At 66.8% G+C, this 21547-nt stretch carries 24 protein-coding genes; 7 read left to right on the forward strand and 17 right to left on the reverse strand.

The features are described from left to right. Positions 1-1398 (forward strand): sulfotransferase family protein, encoded by a 1398-nt coding sequence (locus tag MU449_RS00700; RefSeq protein ID WP_244736056.1) that lies wholly within the window; start codon positions 1-3, stop codon positions 1396-1398. Here the strand turns inward: MU449_RS00700 and MU449_RS00705 are convergent. The 13 genes from MU449_RS00705 to pncA form a co-directional block, all read right to left on the reverse strand. Further along, complete coding sequence (locus MU449_RS00705; protein WP_244736057.1) at positions 1395-1859, reverse strand: PTS sugar transporter subunit IIA; 465 nt, start codon at positions 1857-1859, stop codon at positions 1395-1397. The genes MU449_RS00700 and MU449_RS00705 overlap by 4 nt on opposite strands. Before the next feature lie 24 nt (positions 1860-1883). Next, positions 1884-2462 (reverse strand): ribosome hibernation-promoting factor, HPF/YfiA family, encoded by a 579-nt coding sequence (hpf, locus tag MU449_RS00710; protein ID WP_244736058.1) that lies wholly within the window; start codon positions 2460-2462, stop codon positions 1884-1886. Between the two features lie 100 nt (positions 2463-2562). After that, complete coding sequence (gene lptB, locus MU449_RS00715) at positions 2563-3291, reverse strand: LPS export ABC transporter ATP-binding protein (RefSeq protein ID WP_244736059.1); 729 nt, start codon at positions 3289-3291, stop codon at positions 2563-2565. After that, positions 3288-3773 (reverse strand): lipopolysaccharide transport periplasmic protein LptA, encoded by a 486-nt coding sequence (lptA, locus tag MU449_RS00720; RefSeq protein WP_244736061.1) that lies wholly within the window; start codon positions 3771-3773, stop codon positions 3288-3290. The genes lptB and lptA overlap by 4 nt, the downstream gene beginning before the upstream one ends. Before the next feature lie 11 nt (positions 3774-3784). Next, on the reverse strand, positions 3785-4408 hold the full coding sequence (gene lptC / locus MU449_RS00725; protein ID WP_244736062.1) for an LPS export ABC transporter periplasmic protein LptC: 624 nt from the start codon (positions 4406-4408) through the stop codon (positions 3785-3787). A gap of 1 nt (position 4409) precedes the next feature. Continuing rightward, a complete protein-coding gene (locus MU449_RS00730; RefSeq protein ID WP_244736063.1) occupies positions 4410-5363 on the reverse strand; it encodes a KpsF/GutQ family sugar-phosphate isomerase in 954 nt (317 codons plus the stop codon). After that, positions 5344-5958 carry a ribonuclease D gene (locus tag MU449_RS00735; protein ID WP_244736064.1) on the reverse strand — a complete coding sequence of 205 codons (615 nt, stop codon included), beginning with the start codon at positions 5956-5958 and terminating at the stop codon, positions 5344-5346. Before MU449_RS00735 ends, MU449_RS00730 begins: the two co-directional genes overlap by 20 nt. Before the next feature lie 67 nt (positions 5959-6025). Further along, positions 6026-6718, reverse strand: coding sequence for a fumarylacetoacetate hydrolase family protein (locus MU449_RS00740; protein WP_244736065.1), 693 nt, complete (start codon positions 6716-6718; stop codon positions 6026-6028). 55 nt (positions 6719-6773) lie between these two features. Beyond that, on the reverse strand, positions 6774-7427 hold the full coding sequence (locus tag MU449_RS00745; RefSeq protein ID WP_244736066.1) for a peroxiredoxin: 654 nt from the start codon (positions 7425-7427) through the stop codon (positions 6774-6776). Positions 7428-7587: 160 nt separating this feature from the next. Next, positions 7588-7833 (reverse strand): hypothetical protein, encoded by a 246-nt coding sequence (locus tag MU449_RS00750; protein ID WP_244736067.1) that lies wholly within the window; start codon positions 7831-7833, stop codon positions 7588-7590. A 39-nt stretch (positions 7834-7872) separates the two neighbouring features. Then, positions 7873-8343: an RNA pyrophosphohydrolase gene (locus MU449_RS00755; protein WP_244736068.1), complete on the reverse strand. Its 471-nt coding sequence runs from the start codon at positions 8341-8343 to the stop codon at positions 7873-7875. Further along, positions 8340-9632 carry a nicotinate phosphoribosyltransferase gene (pncB, locus tag MU449_RS00760; protein ID WP_244736069.1) on the reverse strand — a complete coding sequence of 431 codons (1293 nt, stop codon included), beginning with the start codon at positions 9630-9632 and terminating at the stop codon, positions 8340-8342. The genes MU449_RS00755 and pncB overlap by 4 nt, the downstream gene beginning before the upstream one ends. Continuing rightward, a complete protein-coding gene (pncA, locus tag MU449_RS00765; protein ID WP_244736071.1) occupies positions 9633-10223 on the reverse strand; it encodes a bifunctional nicotinamidase/pyrazinamidase in 591 nt (196 codons plus the stop codon). Between the two features lie 98 nt (positions 10224-10321). On the opposite strand from pncA, the gene trhO reads away from it, so the two are divergent. The 4 genes from trhO to MU449_RS00785 are packed head-to-tail and all read left to right on the forward strand — an operon-like array spanning position 10322 to position 15202. Continuing rightward, on the forward strand, positions 10322-11188 hold the full coding sequence (gene trhO, locus MU449_RS00770) for an oxygen-dependent tRNA uridine(34) hydroxylase TrhO (RefSeq protein WP_244736072.1): 867 nt from the start codon (positions 10322-10324) through the stop codon (positions 11186-11188). 54 nt (positions 11189-11242) lie between these two features. Next, a complete protein-coding gene (gpmI, locus tag MU449_RS00775) occupies positions 11243-12754 on the forward strand; it encodes a 2,3-bisphosphoglycerate-independent phosphoglycerate mutase (protein WP_244736074.1) in 1512 nt (503 codons plus the stop codon). Then, on the forward strand, positions 12751-13854 hold the full coding sequence (locus MU449_RS00780; RefSeq protein WP_244736075.1) for a murein hydrolase activator EnvC family protein: 1104 nt from the start codon (positions 12751-12753) through the stop codon (positions 13852-13854). The genes gpmI and MU449_RS00780 overlap by 4 nt, the downstream gene beginning before the upstream one ends. A 10-nt stretch (positions 13855-13864) precedes the next feature. Continuing rightward, positions 13865-15202 (forward strand): S41 family peptidase, encoded by a 1338-nt coding sequence (locus tag MU449_RS00785; RefSeq protein WP_244736076.1) that lies wholly within the window; start codon positions 13865-13867, stop codon positions 15200-15202. A gap of 30 nt (positions 15203-15232) precedes the next feature. Here the strand turns inward: MU449_RS00785 and arfB are convergent, their stop codons facing one another. From arfB to MU449_RS00805, 4 genes are all read right to left on the reverse strand, one after another. Next, positions 15233-15661, reverse strand: a complete 429-nt coding sequence (gene arfB / locus MU449_RS00790; RefSeq protein WP_244736078.1) for an alternative ribosome rescue aminoacyl-tRNA hydrolase ArfB — start codon at positions 15659-15661, stop codon at positions 15233-15235. A 271-nt stretch (positions 15662-15932) separates the two neighbouring features. After that, complete coding sequence (locus MU449_RS00795; RefSeq protein WP_244736079.1) at positions 15933-16814, reverse strand: esterase-like activity of phytase family protein; 882 nt, start codon at positions 16812-16814, stop codon at positions 15933-15935. Then, positions 16787-17656: a penicillin-insensitive murein endopeptidase gene (mepA, locus tag MU449_RS00800; protein WP_244736080.1), complete on the reverse strand. Its 870-nt coding sequence runs from the start codon at positions 17654-17656 to the stop codon at positions 16787-16789. Before mepA ends, MU449_RS00795 begins: the two co-directional genes overlap by 28 nt. Then, positions 17653-18933, reverse strand: a complete 1281-nt coding sequence (locus MU449_RS00805; protein ID WP_244736082.1) for an MFS transporter — start codon at positions 18931-18933, stop codon at positions 17653-17655. Before MU449_RS00805 ends, mepA begins: the two co-directional genes overlap by 4 nt. A gap of 130 nt (positions 18934-19063) precedes the next feature. Here MU449_RS00805 and MU449_RS00810 point away from each other — a divergent pair, with 130 nt between their 5' ends. Both MU449_RS00810 and recQ read left to right on the forward strand, forming a co-directional pair. Next, on the forward strand, positions 19064-19351 hold the full coding sequence (locus MU449_RS00810) for a YggT family protein (RefSeq protein ID WP_244736083.1): 288 nt from the start codon (positions 19064-19066) through the stop codon (positions 19349-19351). A gap of 4 nt (positions 19352-19355) precedes the next feature. After that, positions 19356-21392, forward strand: a complete 2037-nt coding sequence (recQ, locus tag MU449_RS00815) for a DNA helicase RecQ (protein ID WP_244736084.1) — start codon at positions 19356-19358, stop codon at positions 21390-21392. The last annotated feature ends 155 nt before the right edge of the window (positions 21393-21547 follow it).

A 21547-nucleotide genomic window follows, 5' to 3' on the forward strand; every position in this document is an offset into this window, starting at 1 on the left:
ATGACGTTTACAAGCTTTGTCCTTTTCGCCGGAATGCGGACCGGCTCGAACTTCCTTGAGGCCAATCTGAACGCCTTCGACGGCCTGACCTGCCATGGCGAGGTGTTCAATTCCGGCTTCATGGGCAAACTGGGCCAGACCGAGATGTTCGGCATCGACATCGCCGCCCGCGACCGTGACCCGCACACTGTGCTGGCCGCCATGAAGACGGGGGAGGGGTTGCAGGGGTTTCGCCAGTTTCAGGATCACGACACCCGCATCACGCAGGCCGTGCTGGACGATCCCACCTGTGCCAAGATCATCCTGACCCGCAATCCGCTGGAATCCTATGTCTCGCTCTTGATCGCGCGGGAAACGGGGCAATGGAAGCTGACCCATGCGGGCAAGGCCCGGGGCGCGAAGGTGGTGTTCAACGCGCCGGGCTTCGTGGCCCATGTGGAGGGGCTGGGCCGCTTTTACGCCGATATCCTGCACCGCCTGCAGGTGTCCGGCCAGACGGCGTTCCACATAGACTATGAGGATGTGCAGGATGTGGCCGTCCTGAACGGTCTGGCCAAGTTCCTGGGCATTCCCGCGCGGTTGCAGGAACTGGACGGCAAGCTGAAGAAGCAGAACCCCGATCCCCTGGCCGACAAGGTCGAAAACCCCAAGGCGGTGGAGGAGGCGCTGGCCCGTCTCGACCCGTTCCAGTTTTCGCGTGTGCCCAATTTCGAACCGCGGCGGGGGGCGGCGGTGCCGACCTTTCTGGCCGCGACCGGGGCCCCGGCCCTCTATATGCCCACCCGCAACGGGCCGGATGCGCAGGTCGTGCAATGGCTGCGCGATCTGGGCGGAGATGTGGTGGAGAAGATGGATCAGCGCGCCTTGCGGGCGTGGCGCGGCGCGCATCCCGGCCATCGCAGCTTCACCGTCCTGCGCCATCCGCTGGCCCGCGCCCACACCGCCTTCACCGATCAGATACTGACCAACGCGCTTGCGGGCATTCGCCAGCAGATGGTCCGTCGTTATGACCTGCCCTTGCCGCCGCCGGGACAGGATATGGGGTTCGAGGCGCATCGCACCGCGTTCCTTGCGTTTCTGCGGTTCTTGAAACTGCATGTCGCGGGGCAAAGCGGGGTGCGCGCGGATGCCGGCATGGCGTCGCAGGCGGCGGTTCTGGAGGGGATGGGCGCGGTGTGCCAGCCGGATCTGATCCTGCGGGAATCGCGGCTGTCCGAAGGGCTGGCCTTCCTCGCCGCGCAGATCGACCATCCGTCGCCCGCGCTGATCCCGGCCCCGGCCGATGCCGCGATCCCTTTGTCCACCTTGGTCGATGACGAGATCGAGGCGGCCGCGCGCGAGGCGTATCACCGCGATTACGACCAATTCGGCTTCGGCGACTGGCGCGACGAAGGCTAGGCCGCCTGCGACGCCCGCGATTCGGTCAGGATGGCATAGAGTTTGGCCGGGTCGGTGTTGGCGCGCAGCTTCTGGCACACCTTCTGGTCGCGCATGGTGCGCGACACCAGCGCCAGCGCCTTCAAATGATCCACCCCGGAATCCTTCGGCGCGAACAGGGCAAACACCAGATCCACCGGCTGGCGGTCCACGCTGTCGTAATCCAGCGGTTTTTCCAGACGGATGAAAATGCCCTGGATGCCCGGCAGGTCGTGCAGCCGGGCATGGGGCAGGGCGATGCCGTGGCCCACACCGGTGGGGCCAAGGCTCTCACGCTCTTGCAGGCCATCGGTGGCGATGGCGGCGTTCAGGCCATAAGCACCGCCCGCAATGTCGCCCAATTCCTGGAACAGGCGCTTCTTGCTGGTGATATGGCCCAGGACACGCACGGCGTCGGGGGCGAGAATCTTGGTCAGTTCCATACGGTTCCCGGCCCCGCGGGGCCCCTATTTTGCGTTGCGCGGATCGATCCAGCCGATATTGCCGTCTTCCCGGCGATATACCACATTGACCCCGCCATGTCCTTCGTTCCGGAAGACAAGCATCTGCTGCCCCCCCAGTTCCAACTGCATCACCGCTTCGCCCACGGTGATGGCCGGAACCTTCGTTTCGGTTTCCGCGACGATGATGGGCTGCCATTCCTGGCCCTTGTGGTCATCATCCGCGTCCTCTGTCGGGGCGAGGATATAGGAGGAGCCGCCGCCGAACACAACCGGGGTCGTCCGTGCCTTGTGGTGGTCGCGCAGCCGGCGCTTGTAACGGCGGATCTGCTTGTCCATCTTCTCGCGCGCGGCTTCGAACGCGGCATAAATCTCGGTCGCGCGGCCCTTGGCGCTGACGCTCAGGCCGGTGGACAGGTGAAGAACGGTCTCGCAGGTATGTTCATGCGCAATCTTGGAAAAGATGATCAGGGCATCGGTGGGTCGCTGGGCATACTTTTCGATCAACTCGTTCAACTCGGACTGAACGTGGGTCTGAAGCGCTTCGCCGATGTCGATCTGCTTGCCGCTGATCTGGTAACGCATGGTTGTCCTCCTTCTTTCGGGCATGTGCCCATGATTCAAGAATGGGGGACGTGGCGTGGAAATCCAGAGGTATCGTGACGAAACGGCGAATTCGCGCGCGTCAGGTCAGGGTGAAGGTGTCGCCCAGATAGACCTGCCGCACCATCGGGTCGGCCACGATCTCGTCCGTGGTGCCGCTTTTCAGGATGGTGCCGTCATGCAGGATATAGGCGCGGTCGACGATGGCCAGCGTCTCGCGCACGTTATGGTCGGTGATCAGGACGCCCAGACCCCGGCCTTTCAGGTCCTGCACCAGATGGCGAATCTCGGCCACGGCGATGGGATCGACCCCGGCAAAGGGTTCGTCCAGAAGGACATAGGCGGGGTCCGCCGCCAGACAGCGGGCGATCTCGGCCCGCCGCCGTTCGCCGCCCGACAGCGCCAGCGCAGGCGCGCGGCGGATATGGGTGATGGAAAACTCCGACAGCAGATCCTCAAGACGTTCCCGCCGCCGATGGGGGTCTTTCTCGCGGATCTCCAGCACGGCCAGGATGTTGTCCTCCACCGACAGGCCGCGAAAGATCGACATCTCCTGCGGCAGATAGCCGATGCCCAACCGGGCGCGGCGATACATCGGCAGGGCGGTCACATCGCGCCCGTCAATGGTGATCGCGCCGCTTTCGGGCGTGACGAGACCCGCGATGGTATAAAAACAGGTGGTCTTGCCCGACCCGTTCGGCCCCAGAAGGGCCACGACCTCGCCCCGCCGCAGGGCCAGCGACACGTCGCGGATCACCGGACGGCGTTTGTAGCTTTTGCGGATGTTCGTGACCTGCAGCCCGTCGGTCATTGGCGGGCGCCCGGCTGGAACAGGGTCTGGACCCGCCCCTCCATCCGGCCCGACCCGGACGCAAGGTCGATCGTCAGCCGATTGCCCGCGATGGTGCTGGACCCTTGCGTCAGAACCACGTCCCCCGACAGCACGACCTGCCCCGAGGCGATGGTATAGCTGGCCTCGCGCCCCTCGGCCGCCAACGTCTCGTTGGCCAGCGTCACGCCGCCCGTCGCGTGCAGCGCGGTGATCTCGTTCTGGCTTTCGCCGTATTCCACCCGCACCTCGTTCGCCGCCATGCGCAACGCGCCCTGCGCCACGCGCACGTTGCCGGTGAAGGTCGCGGCACCCGCCGCCTGATCGACCGACAGCTGGTCGGCATCCACGCCGACCGGGGCGGAGGTGTCCTGCGCGGCGCCCCCAAGGTCGATCTGCGTATCCTGTGCCGTGGCCGCCACGGGCAGGGCAAGGGCGAAAGACAGGATCGTCGCTTTCAGCATGGAACTTCCGATCATGGTTGTGGTGCAGGGGTGTATATCAGCTTGACGCCCCCGGTGAAGTCCAGACGATATTGCCCGCCCGTGTCCCCCGCCGGGTTCAGCGTCATTCCGCCCGCGGTCAGTTGCCCCATGGGCGCCTGCCCGGTGATGGGGCCGATGCCGGTCACCTGCGTGCGGTCCAGTTCGGCCACCGCCTCCGCCATGCGGATGTCATACCCGGTGGAGGTGTGCACCCGCACCTGCCCCGAAAAGGTCACGCGCTGGTTCGCATCGTCATAGGTGCCGGCGGCGGATTGCAGATGCGTGTCCACGCCGTCGGGGGTCGTCAGATCGGCCCGCAGCGCGCTGATCGTCGCGGGGCGCCCTTCGGCCGGGGGCCGCACCTCCGCCGCCGCGATGTTCAGCCGCGCCCCGTCCGAGGTCAGGCCCGACCATGTGGGTTCGGTCAGGCGCGGGTCCATCGCGCGGCCCTGCACATCGACGTTGGAATAGGGGATCGCGTCCTGCGTGCCGACCGTGCGCGACACCAGAAAGATCGTGGACAAAAGCGCCAGCGCCACCAGGGGAAGGGCGACCTTCAGCAGCTTCACCAGCTTGGTGTGCCGGTCCCCCGTTCTGCCCGCGATCCGCGCCATGTCAGGCCACCCCGGCGCGCAGGCAATCGTGGATATGGATCAGACCCACGGGACGGTCGTTCTCCACCACGAACAGGGCGGTGATCTTGCGGTCCTGCATCACCGCCACGGCCTTTTCGGCCAGCGCGTCGGGGCCGATGGTGCGGGGGTCGGGGGTCATCACCTCGGCCGCCGTATGGGTCAGCAGGCCCTGCATGTGACGGCGCAGGTCGCCATCGGTGACGATGCCCGCCAGACGGTCGCCGTCCAGCACGCCAAGCGTGCCGTAGCCCTTCCCGCTCATGACCAGCAGCGCCTCGGACATGGGCAGGTCGGCGGCCACCAGCGGCAGGTCGGTGTGCATTAGGTCGGCCACGCGCGACAGGCGGGCCCCCAGCTTGCCGCCCGGATGAAAGATGCGGAACTGTTCGGGCGTGAAGCGGCGATGTTCCATCAGGGCCAGCGCCAGCGCGTCGCCCAAGGCCAGCGTCATGGTGGTGGAGGTGGTGGGCACCACGCCCGTGCCACAGGCCTCGGGCACCTGCGGCAGCACCAGCGCCACATCCGCCTGCCGCAGCAAGGTCGATTGCGGGCGCGAGGCGACGCCGATCATCGGGATGGAAAACCGGCGGGTATGGGCCACCAGATCGGCCAGCTCCGGCGTCTCGCCCGAATTGGACAGGACCAGCACCACGTCCTGATCGGTGATCATGCCCAGATCGCCGTGGCTGGCTTCCGCCGGATGCACGAAATGCGCGGGTGTCCCGGTAGAGGCGAAGGTGGCCGCGATCTTGCGCCCGACATGGCCGGATTTGCCCATGCCCGACACGATGACGCGCCCCTTGGCCCCCAGGATCAGGTCCACCGCCCGGGCAAAGCCGTCATCCAGCGCGCCTTCAAGCGCCACCAGCGCCTGCGCCTCGATCCCGATCACGCGGCGGGCGGTGGCAAGATAATCAGTGGTGGAAGATGTCATTCGGCTCATTCCATCCCATCAGATCGAGTTTCGCGCGGGTGGGCAGGAAATCGAAGCAGCTTTGCGCCAGCGCCATGCGGTCCTCGCGGATCAGCCGTTCCTCCAGCGCGGTTTTCAGCGCGTGAAGGTAAAGAACGTCCGACGCCGCATATTCCATCTGCGCGTCCGTCAGCACCCCGGCCCCCCAATCGGAGGTCTGCTGCTGTTTCGACACGTCCACCCCCACCAGTTCGGCCAGCAGGTATTTCAGCCCGTGACGATCGGTGAAGGTGCGGATCATCTTCGACGCGATCTTGGTGCACCACACGGGCGCGGTCGTCACGCCGAAGGCGTTGTGGAGCGCCGCGATGTCGAAACGTCCGAAATGGAACAGTTTGACCACCGCCGGATCGGTCAGCAGACGTTCCAGGTTGGGGGCGCTCGTCTGGCCCTTGGCGATCTGCACCAGATGCGCGTCCCCGTCGCCTGCCGACAACTGCACCACGCACAGCCGGTCGCGCCGGGGGTCGAGGCCCATGGTTTCGGTATCGATGGCGACGATCGCGCCAAGGGTCAGCCCGTCGGGCAGGTCATTCTGATGCAAGTGAAGGGTCATGGGACAGGTCCGGGCGGCTGCGGTTGACACCAGCTAAGCCGTCCGGACGTGTTTCGCAAGGAAGCCGTCAGTCCGTGAACGTCACGCGCACGGGGTCAAGGCCGTCCACGCCGCCTTCGACCTTGCTGCCGGCCACGACGGCGCCGATGCCCGCCGGGGTTCCGGTCATCACCAGATCGCCCGGTTGCAGGCGGTAAAAACGCGAAAGATAGCTCAGAACCTCGGCCGGGCCGCGCGCCATGTCCGACAGCTTGCCGTCCTGCCGCACATCGCCGTCCAGCGTCAGCCAGATGCGCTGATCGCCCAGCGCGTCCATGTCGCCCGCGCGGGTCAGGGGGGCGATGATGGCCGATTCCTCGAAGTTCTTGGCGAAATCCCACGGGCGGCCTTTCTTCTTGGCCACCGCCTGCAGATCGCGGCGCGTCATGTCCAACCCCACGGCATAGCCGTAGATGGCGCGGGCGGCCTCCTCCTCGGACGCGTTGAACAGCGGCTGGCCCAGCGCCAGCACCAGTTCGATCTCGTAATGCAGGTTCTCGGTGCCCAGCGCATAGGCGACATCGGTGCCCGACGGCACAAGGGCGGAGGCGTCCTTCAGAAAGAAGAACGGCGCTTCGGTATCGACGGACGACCCGACTTCCTTGGCGTGGTCGGCATAATTCTGGCCGACGCAGAAGATGCGATGGACGGGATAGGCCGCCGTCTCGCCCTTCACGGGCAGGGTGGGATAGGTCTTTTGCGGGAACAGCGTGTCGGTCATCGGATCCTCCTTGGACTTGGCGCGCAGCCTGCGCCAAGCCAAGGGGGGTTGCAAGTCAGGGCTGCTTGGCAAACCGCAGATAGGGCAGTTTCACGTCCAGATCGCCGAACCGCTCCTTGGCCTGATCGTCGTTCAGGCTGAGTGCCACGATCACGTCCTGCCCCGGCTGCCAGTTGGCGGGGGTGGCGATGGGGACGCCGTCGGTCGCCTGCACCGCGTCCAGCGCGCGGAGGATTTCGGCGAAGTTGCGCCCCACCGACATGGGATAGGAGATCGTCAGCCGCACCTTCTTGTCCGGCCCGATCAGATAGACGGTGCGGACGGTGGCGGTGTGGGCGGGCGTGCGCCCTTCCGTGGGGGTGTAGTATTCCGCGGGCAGCATGTCATAGGCCTTGGACACCGTCAGCGACGTGTCGTCGATGATCGGGAAATCGGCCGGGCTTTGGGCAAAGGCCTCGATGTCGCGCTTCCATTTCTGGTGTTCGTCCACCGTGTCCACCGACACGCCGATGACCTTGGTGTTGCGCTTGGCGAATTCGGGGGCCAACTGCGCCACCGCGCCGAATTCCGTCGTGCAGACGGGGGTAAAATCGCGCGGATGGCTGAAGACGATGGCATAGCTGTCGCCCAGCCAGTCGTGGAACCGAATCTCGCCCGCCGTGGACTGGGCGGTGAAATCGGGGGCGATGTCGTTGATGCGGATAGACATGGGTTCTCCGTCGGTTCGGGAAGATGGGCCTTTCGGGTTTGGGGGATGATACCCACGCCCCGGCCCAAGAAAAGGGCGGCGCGGCGAAAAAAGGCGCATTGCCCGTTTTCGCCGCCCTGCGCGGAACGGGCGTTTCACACGCCCCCCGTGCCGAAAAACCTCAGTCGCCCGAGGCGTAGAGGAGGGCGATGTCGCGATGGTGCAATTCGCATTGCGCGCCTTCCCGGACCAGCACCGCCGCCGTCGGTTCCAGGATCACGACGCAGCCGTTGCGAAAGGCGTATTGCCGGGTGCCGTCCGCCAGCGTGGTCTGTTGCGGCACCTCGTCCATCGGGCGCTCTTCGGCGGTCTCCATGCAGCCGGCCAGAAAGGGCAGGGCCAGAACCGGGATCAGAAGCTGTTTCATCTCATTCTCCTTTCAGGAGTAGATAGCCTCTGTCCCGTCTCAGGCGAGGTATGGGCGGAACTGCGCCACCACCGTGTCATAGACCGCGCGCTTGAAGGGGACGATCGCCTCGATCATCGCGTCGGCCCGCATCCACCGCCATTCGGAGAATTCGGGATGGTCGCTGTCAATACGGATCCGGTCGTCGGTGCCGTGAAACCGCATCAGGAACCATTTCTGCCGCTGCCCACGATATCTGCCGCCCCAGACCTTTCCCAGCAACTCGGGCGGCAGGTCGTAGGTGACCCAATCGTCGGTCCCGGCCACCACCTCCACCTGATCGGCGGTAACGCCGGTTTCTTCCCACAATTCGCGCAAGGCGGCGTCGCGGGGGTTTTCACCCTGGTCGATCCCACCCTGCGGCATCTGCCACGCGGCCGAGGTGCTGTCCAACCGCCGGCCGGTAAAGATCAGCCCGTCGGCATTGATCAGGACCACGCCGACGCAGGGGCGATAGGGAAGATCGGTCATACGGTCACCTTCATCGGGGCCTGTTCGCCCACCTCGAACACGCGTTTGTAGCGGGCGATCTCCTCCGCCGGGCCGATGGCCTTCAGCGGATTGTCGGACAGTTTCACCGTGGGGCGGCCATTGGCCGAAATGGCCTTGCAGACCAGGCTGAACGGGTCCAGCGCGCCGTCCGGCACCAGCCCGCGGAAATCGTTGGTCAGCATCGTCCCCCAGCCGAACGAGGTCTTGACCCGGCCCTTGAACCGCGCGTGCAGATCCTCGATCTTGTCCACATCCAGCCCGTCGGAAAAGACGATCAGCTTGTCGCGCGGATCCTCGCCCCGGTCCTGCCACCAGCGAATCGCACGTTCGGCCCCGGTCGCGGGATCGCCGCTGTCGATCCGCACGCCGGTCCATGTGGTCAGCCAGTCGGGCGCGCGTTTCAGGAACCCTTCGGACCCGAAGGTGTCGGGCAGCATGACGCGCAGGTTGCCGTCATGCTCTTCGTGCCAGTCGGCCATGACCTTGTAGGGGGCCTGGGCCAGTTCGGCGTCGGTTTCGGCCAGCGCGGCATAGACCATGGGCAGTTCGTGGGCGTTGGTGCCGATCGCCTCCACCTCGCGCCGCATGGCGATCAGGCAGTTCGACGTGCCGGTGAACGCGGTGCCCAAGCCCTCCTGCATCGCCTGCACGCACCAGTCCTGCCACAGGAAGGAATGGCGGCGGCGGGTGCCGAAGTCGGCGATCTTCAGATCGGGAATGGCGCGCAGCCGCTCGATCTTCTCCCACAGCTTGGTCATCGCGCGGGCATAGAGGACCTGAATCTCGAACCGTCCCATGCGTTCCAGAACCGCGCGGGACCGCAGTTCGACCATGACCGCCAGCGCCGGAATCTCCCACAGCATGACCTCGGGCCAGGTGCCCTCGAAGGTCAGCTCGTATTGGCCGTCCTTCTTTTCAAGGTGATAGGGCGGAAGCTGGAGGTTCTCGAACCACTCCATGAAATCGGGGCGGAACATCTGGCGTTTGCCGTAAAAGGTGTTGCCGCGCAGATAGGTCGATTCCCCCCGGGTCAGGCGCAGGCTGCGGACGTGGTCCAGTTGCTGGCGCAGCTCCCCCTCGTCGATCAGATCGGCCAGCCGGACCGAGGAGGTGCGGTTGATGATCTGGAATCGCACCTGCGTGTCGGGCCGGTTGCGAAAGATCGACTGGCACATCAGAAGCTTGTAGAAATCGGTGTCGATCAACGACCGGACGATCGGGTCGATCTTCCATTTGTGGTTGTGAACCCGTGTGGCGATATCGGCCATCTATCCCTCCAACGTCACGCCCGCGGCGCGCATTTCGGCCACGGCACGGTCCAACGAGCCGTCCAGATCGATCGCGCGGCAGGCGGCCATGTCCACCGTCGCGGCAAAGCCCAGACGCGCGGCGTCCAGCGCCGACCATGCGACGCAGTAATCCGTGGCCAGCCCCGTCAGCGTGACCGCCGTCACCCCGCGATCCCGCAGGTATCCCGCAAGGCCGGTGGCGGTGGTCCGGTCATTCTCGAAAAACGCGGAATAGCTGTCGATGCCGACCCGCATACCCTTGCGCAGGATGATGTCGGCATCGGTTCGCAGGTCGGGATGGAACGCCGCCCCCGCCGTTCCCTGCACGCAGTGGCGGGGCCACAGCGTCTGGGGGCCGTAGGGCATGGGCACGGTGGAAAACGGCGCGGCACCGGCGACATCGGCAAAGCTGGAATGATCCTGCGGATGCCAGTCCTGCGTCAGCACGGTCGCATCGAACCGGTCCATCGCGGCATTGATGCGGGGGATGACCCGATCGCCCCCTGTCACGGCCAAGGCGCCGCCGGGGCAGAAATCGTTCTGCACGTCGATCACGATCAGTGCGTCCATGGCCCATCCCTCCTCAGGCCGTTGATGCGTAGGGGGGTGCGGTCCGCCCGTCAATGCCGACACTTGATTTTCCGCCGCCTTCGGCGCATCTGGCGGACATGCATATCGTAGCCGCGCTTTATCATTTCACCCGATTCCCCGACCCCGCCGCGCTGATCCCGCCCCTGCGGCAGGTGGCGGAGGGCGCGGGCGTGCGCGGATCGCTTCTGATCGCCCCCGAGGGGATCAACGGCACCATTGCCGGGTCCCGCGCAGGCATCGATGCCGTGCTGGCCGCCCTTCGCGCCCTGCCCGGATGTGCCGATCTGGAGTGGAAGGAAAGCACCGCACGCGACATGCCCTTCGACCGGCTGAAGGTGCGCCTGAAGCGCGAGATCGTGACGATGGGCCAGCCCGACGTCGATCCCCGCGCCCGCGTGGGCCATTACGTGGAGGCGCGGGACTGGAACGACCTGATCCGCCAGCCCGACGTCGTGGTGATCGACACCCGCAACGATTACGAGGTGGAGATCGGCACGTTTCAGGGCGCGGTCGATCCCGACACGTCCTCGTTCGGCGAGTTTCCCGAATGGTGGGCGCAGAACAAGGACCGGTTCGCCGGCAAGCGTGTGGCGATGTTCTGCACCGGCGGGATCCGGTGCGAGAAATCGACGAATTATCTGCTGGGGCAGGGGGTGGAGGATGTGTTCCACCTGAAGGGCGGTATCCTGAAATACCTTGAGGAGGTGCCGCAGGACGACAGCCTGTGGCAGGGCGAATGCTATGTCTTCGACAAACGCGTCTCGGTCGGGCATGGGCTGGTGCAGGGCGATTACGGCATGTGCCACGCCTGCGGCCGCCCGGTGGACGCGGCGGCCCGCGCGCATTCCGATTACGAGGACGGGGTCGCCTGCCCCCGCTGCATCGGCGAATACACCGACGAGGATCGCGCGCGGTTCCGTATGCGCCAGCGCCAGCGCGCCTGACGGTTGCGGCACGGCGCGGCGCGCCCTAAAACCGTCGTAAAGAAGGAGAGTGCCATGCCCCCCAAACCCGTCGTATTGTGCATCCTTGACGGCTGGGGCCTGCGCGAGGGGCGGGAGGCCAATGCCCCCGCGCTGGCGAACACACCCACGATGGACCGGCTGATGGCCACCTGTCCGCATTCCACGCTGGTGACCTTTGGCCCCGATGTGGGCCTGCCGAAAGGGCAGATGGGCAATTCCGAGGTCGGGCACACCAATATCGGCGCGGGCCGCGTCGTGGCGATGGATCTGGGCCAGATCGACCTTGCGATCGAGGATGGGACCTTCTTCACCAATCCCGCGCTGGGCGACTTCATCGCCAAGGTCCGCGCGGCAGGTGGGGCGGCGCATCTGATGGGCGTCATCTCGGACGGGGGGGTGCACGGGCATATCCTGCATCTGCTGGCGGCGGCCCGCGCGCTGGCCGAGGCGGGCCTGCCGGTGGTGATCCACGCGATCACCGACGGGCGGGACGTGGCGCCGTCCTCGGCGCTGACCTTCCTGAAGGCGGTGGAGGACAAGCTGCCCCACGGCGTGCGGATCGGCACGGTGTCGGGCCGGTATTACGCGATGGACCGGGACACCCGCTGGGACCGGGTGATGCTGGCGCAGGCCGCCATCGTCGATGGGCAGGGGCAGATGGCCGGATCCGCGACGGAGGCGATCGAGGCCGCCTATGCCAAGGGTGAGACGGACGAATTCATCCGACCCACCGTCATCGACGGCTATGCGGGGGCGCGGGACGGCGATGGGCTGTTCTGCCTGAACTTCCGCGCCGACCGCGCGCGGGAAATCCTGTCGGCGCTGGGCGATACTGATTTCACCGCCGCCGAACGGCGCGGGGTGGCGTGGTCGTCGATGCTGGGTATGGTCGATTATTCCACGGCGCATGACGCCTACATGACCTCGGTCTTTCCCAAGCGGGCCATCGTCAACACGCTGGGCGAATGGGTGGCGGCGCAGGGCCGGACGCAGTTCCGGCTGGCCGAGACGGAGAAATATCCCCACGTCACCTTCTTCCTCAACGGCGGGCGGGAGCAGCCCTTCGCGGAGGAAGACCGCTTCATGCCGAAATCCCCCAAGGTCGCGACCTATGACCTGCAACCCGAAATGTCCGAACCGGAGGTGGCCGCGCAACTGGTGGGCGCGATCCGGCACGGCTATGACCTGATCGTGGTGAATTTCGCGAACCCCGACATGGTGGGCCATACCGGCATCCTCGAGGCGGCGATGGCCGCGTGCGAGGCGGTGGATACCGGCCTTGGTCAGGCCGTGGCCGCGCTGGAGGAGGCGGGCGGCGCGATGCTGGTCATCGCCGATCACGGCAATTGCGAAACGATGGTCGATCCGGTCACCGGCGGGCCGCACACCGCGCATACGACGAACCTCGTTCCCGCGATTCTGGTCGGCGGGGCGGCGGGGGCGCGCTTGCAGGACGGGCGGCTGGCCGATGTGGCACCCACGCTGCTGCAACTGATGGGCCTGCCGCAACCGGCGGAGATGACCGGAAAGAGCCTGATCGCATGATCCGCGCCGCCGTCCTGATGGCGCTGATGGCCGCCCCCGCCTTTGCGGCGGGCCCGGCCGAACAGGCGCAGCAGGCGGCGGCGACCTTGCGCAAGGCGGTCAGCGACATGCAATCGGCGCGCGAGGGGCGGGACCGCGTGGCCGCCCTGACCCGTACCATCGGCGCCTATGAGGACGGGCTTGCGGCCCTGCGCGAAAGCCTGCGGCAGGTCGCCGCGCGCGAGGCCGATCTGCGCGCGCAGCAGGACGCGCGGCGGGCGGATCTGGGCCATATCCTTGGCGCGCTGGCGCGGATGGAAAGCGATCCCGGCCCGATGCTGATGCTGCATCCGGGCGGGCCGCTGGCGACGGTGCGGACGGGGATGATCCTGGCCGATGTCGGCCCCGCCCTTCAGGCCGAAGCCGACGGTATCGAATCCCGCCTGTCCGAACTGCGGCAACTGGCCGAGGTGCAGCGCGGCACCGCCGGCACGCTGGCCGAGGGGTTGCGCGTGGCGCAGGATGCCCGCGCCGCGCTGGGGCAGGCGATTTCCGACCGGACGGACCTGCCGCGCCGGTTCACCGACGATCCGTCGGTGCTGCGGGCGATCCTTGAAAGCTCGGACACGCTGGACGCATTCGCGGGCGGGCTGGACCCCGACGGGATGCCGCCCGGTTTTGCCGATCTGAAGGGCAGCCTGCCGCTTCCGGCCCATGCCACGCTGGTGCGCAAGGCGGATGCGCCAGACGCTGCGGGTGTGCGTCGTCCGGGAATCATCCTGGCCACCGCGCCGGGCGCGCTGGTGACGGCACCGATGGCCGCGACCATCCGCTATCGTGGGCCGCTGACCAACTACGGAAATGTGATGATCCTTGAGCCCGGCTCGGGGTATCTGATGGTGATTGCTGGGCTTGAGACGTTGTATGGCGAGGTGGGCGAGGTGGTGCCCGCCGGGGCCGCTTTGGGCTTGATGCCGGGCGGCGATCAGGCTCTGGTGGATTTTCTGGGCCGGGCGGGCACGCCGCCGGGTGCGGGCGGAACGGAAACGCTGTATGTGGAACTTCGGCAGGGCAGCGGGCCCGTCGATCCCGCGCAGTGGTTCGCAGCGACCGAAAGGTGATAGGACGCGTATGAGAAAGTTTGTTCTGGCCGCTTTGGGCGGCACCGTGGCGGGGGTTCTGGCCACCACCCAACTGGCCGCGCCCCTGATCGCGCAGGAACAGAAGCATGACAGTTCCGTCTATGAACAGCTGGATCTGTTCGGCGATGTGTTCGAACGCATTCGCCAGCAATATGTCGAGGATGTGGACAGCAAGGAGCTGATCCAGGCCGCGATCAACGGGATGCTCACCTCGCTTGATCCGCATTCCAGCTATCTGCCGCCCGACGATTTTTCCGACATGCAGGAACAGACGCGCGGCGAATTCGGCGGTCTGGGGATCGAGGTCACGACCGAGGACGGCTTCGTCAAGGTCGTGACGCCGATGGACGAAACGCCCGCCGCCGCCGCAGGCATCGAACCGGGCGACTTCATCACCGCCGTCGATGGCGAGTCGCTTCAGGGCCTGCCGCTGGATCAGGCGGTGGAGAAGATGCGCGGCCCGGTCGGGTCGGAAATCGTGATCACCATCGTGCGCGACGGGCAGACCGAACCCTTCGACGTGTCCCTGGTGCGCGACACGATCAAGGTGACGGCGGTGCGGTCGCGCACGGTCAGCGGCCACACGATCGTGTTGCGGGTGACGACGTTCAACGATCAGACCTATCCCGGGGTGCAGGCCGAACTGGCCAAGCGGGTCGAGGAACTGGGCGGGATGGACAATGTGAACGGCATCGTGCTGGATTTGCGCAACAACCCCGGCGGGCTGCTGACGCAGGCGATCAAGGTGTCGGACGCGTTTCTGGAGCAGGGGGAGATCGTCTCCACCCGCGGGCGCAACGAACAGGACAACGAACGCTACAACGCCGTGCCGGGGGATCTGGCGGAGGGCAAGCCGATCGTGGTCCTGATCAACGCGGGCTCGGCCTCGGCGTCGGAAATCGTGGCGGGGGCGTTGCAGGATCACAAGCGGGCCATCGTCGTGGGCACGAAAAGCTTCGGCAAGGGGTCGGTCCAGACCGTGGTGCCGGTGCGCAACGAAGGCGCGATGCGTCTGACCACCGCGCGGTATTACACGCCGTCGGGCCGGTCGATCCAGGCGCTGGGCGTGTCGCCCGACATCGTGGTGGAACAGCCCCGCGTCGATCCGCAGACCACGCCCGAGGATGCCGAAACCGGATCCTCTGTTCGGTCGGAATCCAGCCTGCGCGGCATCCTGTCCAACGATTCGATGACCGAGGAGGAGCGTCAGCAACTGGAAGCCGACCGCGCGCTGGTGGAGGAAACCGCCCGGCTGCGGCAGGAGGATTACCAGCTGGCCTATGCCGTGGACATCCTGCGCGGCCTGTCGGTGGTCGAATCCCGCTGATCCTTCCGGCCCCGCCCCCGCGGCGGGGCCTTACGTCAGGTCGTCATCCGCGACCTTGCCGCGCCCGGCCTTGACCCCGGCGCGGTTGGCTTTTGCCGCCAGCCGCCGCCGCTGGCTGCCCAAGGTGGGGCGGGTGGCGATCCGCCGCTTGGGCGCGACCAGCGCCTGCCGGATCAGGTCGGCCAGACGCTCGCGCGCGATCTCGCGGTTGCGGGCCTGGCTGCGGGTCTCCTCCACCTGAAGGATCAGCGCGCCTTCCTGCGTCCAGCGGCGTCCGGCCAACCGCTTCAATCGTGCCTTCACGGGGTCGGGCAAATGCGGCGACCGCGCCGCTTCGAACCGCAGTTCCACCGCGGTGGAGACCTTGTTGACGTTCTGCCCCCCGGGCCCCGAGGCCCGGACGAAGGTTTCGGTCAGTTCCCAATCGGCGATGAGGATGGTGTCGGTGATGCGCAGCATGTCAAAATAGAGAAAGGGCCGTCACGGCTGACGACCCTTTCCGAGATCCAAGGAGATGAGCCAGTTAGGAGATCATCCCAATTCGTGTGGTGGTCCGCAAGGGGCTGCCCTTAGCTGGTCACCCTCCGAACTGTCCCGACACCTCTCTCCAATATCACTCTAGACACTGGATCACCTCCTTTCAAATGCGTTGCCGATACTTGGGAGGTTGGCACAGATGCAGTGCAAGTCAACGCCCTTCCCACAATTCTTGGGTCGGGTGCCGCAAATTTCATCGCTGTGTCACACTTGCATCGGTAAACCGGTATTCAACGAGTTCGGTGCGTTCGAAGGGCATGAAATTGTCATCCGAAATCATCGTCAGGACCGTCTCGTCCCCGTCGCGCCAGACGGACAGGCCTTCCAGATTGTCGAATTTCGCGGGGCGCGTGGTCAGCAGCGTGACCTCCCCCCCGCCGTCCAGATCGAAGCGGCGCACGCGGCTGGAAAAGGCCACCCCCAGAAAGGCGCGTTCAAGGATATAGAGATGCCCCTCGAAGATGTCGGCGTCGCTGATGCGGAAGATGCCGCGGGCGGGGATTTCGAACAGCGGCGTCCAGTCGGGGTCATGGATCCAGACGGTGAAGATGTCGTCGCGCGGCACTTCGGGCACGGTCACCACACGCCCGTCCAGAAGCGCCACCGACTCCAGCCCGGCGTTGAACGGCAGATTGCGGAACGGGTCGTTCGGCAGGCGGGTGGGGACGCCGTCCATGGTGGGATAGCGGCGGATGCCCACGCGCTGTTCGAAGGCGATGAAGGCGGTGCCGTCCGAGGCAAGGCGCAGCCCCTCGGCATCCGACTGGGGCACGGGCAGGGGCGCGCCATCCTCGCCCCGCAGCGGGCGCAGGGGGCCCGTCTCCACCCCCGTCAGGCGCGGGCCGTCGCGGTGCAGCCGGCCCGTCATCCAGAAACCCTTGTCGGTTACGGCGGTGAAGCCCGTCCCGTCCTTCGTCACGTGAATGCCGGAAAAACCGCCGAAGTTCGGATCCTCCTCGGACCACCACCAGGTTGCCGCGTGCCGCCCGCCCGCCGGCAGTTGCCAGGAGGCGAGGGCGGCGACGGCGACGACCAGCGGAACCCCGATCAGCGCGCGCGCAAGACGTCGATACATTGGGCGGGCAGATCGGCAAGGGTATAGCTGCGCGGATGCGGCGCGGTGGGCGGTCCGGCGGGCGCATTGCGCGGCGGGTTCAGGTAATCCGTGACCCACCAGGTCAGCGTGTCGTCGCAGCCGTTGCCGCCCTTGGACAGTTCGTTGACCGAGGGCGTCTGGGGCGTGCATCCCCGCGCCCCGCGCGGGCAGGCCAGCCGGACGTGGAAATGCGTGTTGTGCCCGGCGATGGGGCGGATCTTCTGCAGCCATGGCGTGTCGGCGGGTGTGGCGGTGCGGCACATCTGGATCTTCACGGCGGCGGCCACGAAGATGCGGTCCACGCGGCTGTCCATCGCCGCCGATTGCAGCAGGGCGTGGTGCTGCGGCGTCCAGTTGCGGTTGACCGACCGCTGATCCTCGGTCCGGACCGAGATCGAGGACAGGCTTTCACGCTGCGCGCGGCTGAGCGTCAGGCTGGTGGGGGGCAGCATCCAGATGTCGGCATCCAGCCCGATCTGATGGCTGGCATGGCCCGAGGTCATGGGCCCCCCGCGCGGCTGGCTGATGTCGCCGATATAAAGGCCCCGCCAGCCGATCCTGGTCGCGGCGACCGACAGCTGCTGAAGGAATTCGATCATCTCCGGCTGGCCGTAATTGCGGTTGCGCGACAGGCGCATCGCCTGCCATGTCGGGCCGGTTTCCGGCAGGGCGACCATGCCCGCCCCGCAGCCCCGGTTGTAGAATCCGATGGGGGCGGGGCGTTGGGCCGACGGCGTCTTCGCCGCCCCGAAATACTGTGCGGCGGTCTGAGCGTTCGCCGGCAGCGCCAGCGCGAAGGTCAGAAGAAGGATGCGGATCATCGGGCGGCCCTGTGCGGTTTCACCCAGCATAGCAGGATCAGCCCCCCAAGAAAGAGCGCGATGACCGGCACGATGCCGATCCGCTGCGATCCGCTGATCTGCGTGGCGATGCCGATGAGCAGGGGGGCGAGGAAGGCCGTGGCCTTGCCCGACAGCGCGAACAGCCCGAACGCCTCGGTCATGCGGGCGGGGTCGGCCTGATCCAGCACCATCGTCCGGCTGGCGGCCTGCACCGCGCCCCCCGCAGCACCGATCACCGCGCCAAGGGCGAAGAACAGCGGCGTGCCAAGGTCGGTCGCGAAACCGAACACCGTGCCCGGCCCGATGGCGACCACGGCGGCGGCGGCGAGGATCAGCGCGATCAGGCAGGTGGCGATCACGGGGCGCGGGCCGAAGCGGCTGTCCGCCCGCCCGCCGATCCACGCGAAGACCGCCCCCGACAGCGCGGCAAGGATGCCGAAGATGCCGACATCCCGCACCTCCCATCCCAGAACCCCCACGGCATAGATGCCCCCGAAGGCATAGATGCCGTTCAAGGCGTCGCGATAGAGCATGGAGGACGCGAGGAACGCCACGAGCGAGCGTTGCCCCGGCAGGCGGGACAGGCTGGCGCGCAGGTCGGGCCAGGCCTGCCGCAGGGCGGGTCCGATCGGCCCTTGCGGCGCGGCGCCCCCCCGAACGAAGGCGAAGAACGGGATCATGAACACCAGATACCAGATGGCGGTCAGGGGGCCTGCGACGCGCGTCCCCTCCTCGGCCGCGGGATCGAGGCCGAAGGGCGGATCGGCGGTCTGGAACACCAGCAGCATCAGCATCAAGGCGACCAGACCACCCAGATAGCCGAAGGCCCAGCCGCTGCCGGAGATGCGCCCCATCTCCGCGCGCCCCGCAAGGCCGGGCAGAAGCGCGTTGGTGAAGACTGTCGCCAGCTCCATCCCGATCATGCCGATGCCGAAACAGACCAGCGTCCAGATCAGGCGCGGATCGTCCGGCGCGGCCCACCACAGCCCCCAGGACCCCGCGACATACATGACGGAAAACACCACGAGGAACCGCATATGCCCCCCCGCCCGGTCCGCCACCGCCCCCAGAAGCGGCGAGGCCACGGCGATGATCGCCCCCGTGACGGCCAGCCCATAGCCCCAGACGGTCTGGGCCGTGGCCCCGTCGCCCAGAATGCGCGCGATATAGGGGGCGAAGATGAACGTCATCAGAAGCGTGCTGAAGGGCTGGCTGGCCCAGTCGAAGAAATACCAGCCCCAGATCCGTCGCCGCATGTCCCGCCCCTCTGTTTGCCTGCATGTGGCGCGAAAGACGCCCTTTGGGCAAGGGGTGCGGCACCAGAACGGTTGTGCGCGGCGTGGCGATTGCTTAGGTCTGTCGGGCACGCCCCTTATGGACATCGGAATGTATTCGCTTCTTCAAATCCTCCTCCTGATCCTCGGGGTCGTCCAGTTCATCATCCTTGCCCATGTGATCATGAGCTGGCTGATCAACTTTCAGGTCCTGAACCTGCGCCAGCCCATCGTCTATCAGATCTGGGACGGGCTGAACCGCCTGCTGGAGCCGGTTTACGGCCGCATCCGCCGTGTGCTGCCGCAGATGGGGGGCCTGGACCTTGCGCCGCTGGTGGCGCTTCTGGCGGTCTATGCGCTGCGGATCATCCTCGTGAACAACGCGGGCGCGTTCTACTGATCCCATGAGCGACCTGCACTCCACGCTGCGCGAGGTTTTCGGCTTTGACGATTTCCGCCCCGGACAGGCGGAGATCGTGGAGGCGGTCATGGCGGGGCGCAACACGCTGGCCATCATGCCGACGGGCGGGGGCAAGTCGCTGTGTTTCCAGCTGCCCGCCTTGTGCCGCGAGGGGGTGACGGTCGTCGTCTCCCCCCTGATCGCGCTGATGCGGGATCAGGTGCGGGGCCTGCGCGAGGTGGGGGTGGAGGCGGGGGCGCTGACCTCGGCCAACAGCGAGGAGGAGAACGAGGAGGTCTTCGCCGCGCTGGATGCGGGAACGCTGAAGCTTCTCTATATGGCGCCTGAACGGCTGGGCGTGGCCGAAAGCCTGCTGCGCCGCGTGGGGGTCAGCCTGATCGCGGTGGACGAGGCGCATTGCGTCAGCCAGTGGGGCCACGATTTCCGCCCCGATTACCTGAAGATCGGCAACCTGCGCCGCGTGCTGGACGTGCCGCTGGCCGCCTTCACCGCCACGGCGGATGAAGAGACGCGGGCCGAGATCGTCCAGCGCCTGTTCGCGGGCGAGCCGCCGGAGACGTTCCTGCGCGGGTTCGACCGTCCGAACATCCATCTGGCCTTTGCCGTCAAGGACAGTCCGCGCCGCCAGATCCTCGATTATGCCGCGCGGCGCAAGGGGCTGTCGGGCATCGTCTATGCCGCCACGCGGGCCAAGACCGAAACGCTGGCCCGCGCGTTGGAGGAGGCGGGGCACAGCGCCGCCTTCTATCACGGCGGAATGGACCCGGACGAACGCCGCATGGTGGAAACGCGGTTCAAACGCGAGGACGGGCTGATCGTCGTGGCCACCGTGGCCTTCGGCATGGGGGTGGACAAGCCCGACATCCGCTGGGTCGCCCATGCCGATCTGCCGAAAACCATCGAAGGCTATTATCAGGAGATCGGGCGCGCGGGGCGGGACGGGGCGGCGGCGGACACGCTGACCCTTTACGGCCCCGACGACATCCGTCTGCGCCGCAGCCAGATCGACGAAAGCCCCGCGCCCCCCGAACGTCGCGCCGCCGATCACGCCCGCCTGAACGCGCTTCTGGGGCTGGCCGAGGCGGTGGCCTGCCGCCGTCAGGTGCTTCTGGGCTATTTCGGGGAGGCCAGCGCGCCTTGCGGCAATTGCGACCTCTGCGCCCGCCCGCCCACGCTGTTCAATGCGACCGATGCGGTACGCAAGGCGCTGTCGGCCATCCTGCGGACCGGAGAGCGGTTCGGGACCGGCCATCTGATCGACATCCTGACCGGACAGGCGACGGAAAAGGTGCGCGACCGGGGCCATGACGCGCTGCCGACCTTTGCCGTGGGGCGCGATCTGTCCAAGCCCGCCTGGGGGGCGGTGTTCCGGCAGATGATGGGCCGCGATCTGGTGCGCCCCGACCCCGAACGCCACGGCGCGCTGCGGATGACCGACGACGCCCTTCCCATCCTGCGGGGCGAGGCGGATATCACCCTGCGGCAGGACACGGTGGACCGCGCGACGACCCGCACGGTGGCCAAAACGCTTGTGCGGGACGAGGATGCGCCCCTGATGTCCGCGCTGAAGGCCAAGCGACGCGCGCTGGCCGAGGCGCAGAACGTTCCCGCCTATGTCATCTTCACCGATCGGACGCTGGCCGAGATGGCGGAGACGCGGCCCGCCGGTCTGGACGCCATGGCGCGGATCAGCGGCGTGGGGGCCAAGAAGCTCGACAGCTATGGCGCGGCCTTTCTGGAAGTGATCAACGGCGCGGCGGAGACGATGCATCCCCAGCGCCGCCGTCTGGCCGGGCGCGAGGCGGGCGAGATTTTCGACCGGCTGACCGACGTCCACCTGCGCCTGATGCGCGGCGAGGATGGGACGGAGAAACCGATGAGCCTGTCCACCAGCGCCCTGCGCAAGATCGCCGAGGCGCGGCCCCGCACCCTGACCGATCTGGACCGTGCGGGCACCTTGGGTGCCGCGCGTCTGGACCGGTTCGGGGCGGCGTTTCTTTCGGTGATGGCCGAGGAGTAGGAACACCGTTCCGCCGCGGATCGCACAGCGCCGCCGATATTTTGCCCGTGCGGCAAAACAGGACCCCGATTTTTTTTGACGAAGGCATCTTTCGGTTGCGTTGCAGCCGTGGCACGACAAGGATGCCGGGGAACGGCGCATCCAAATGACAGCTT

Origin of the sequence: Falsirhodobacter halotolerans, assembly GCF_022899245.1 — a bacterium.
GTDB lineage: Bacteria > Pseudomonadota > Alphaproteobacteria > Rhodobacterales > Rhodobacteraceae > Falsirhodobacter > Falsirhodobacter halotolerans.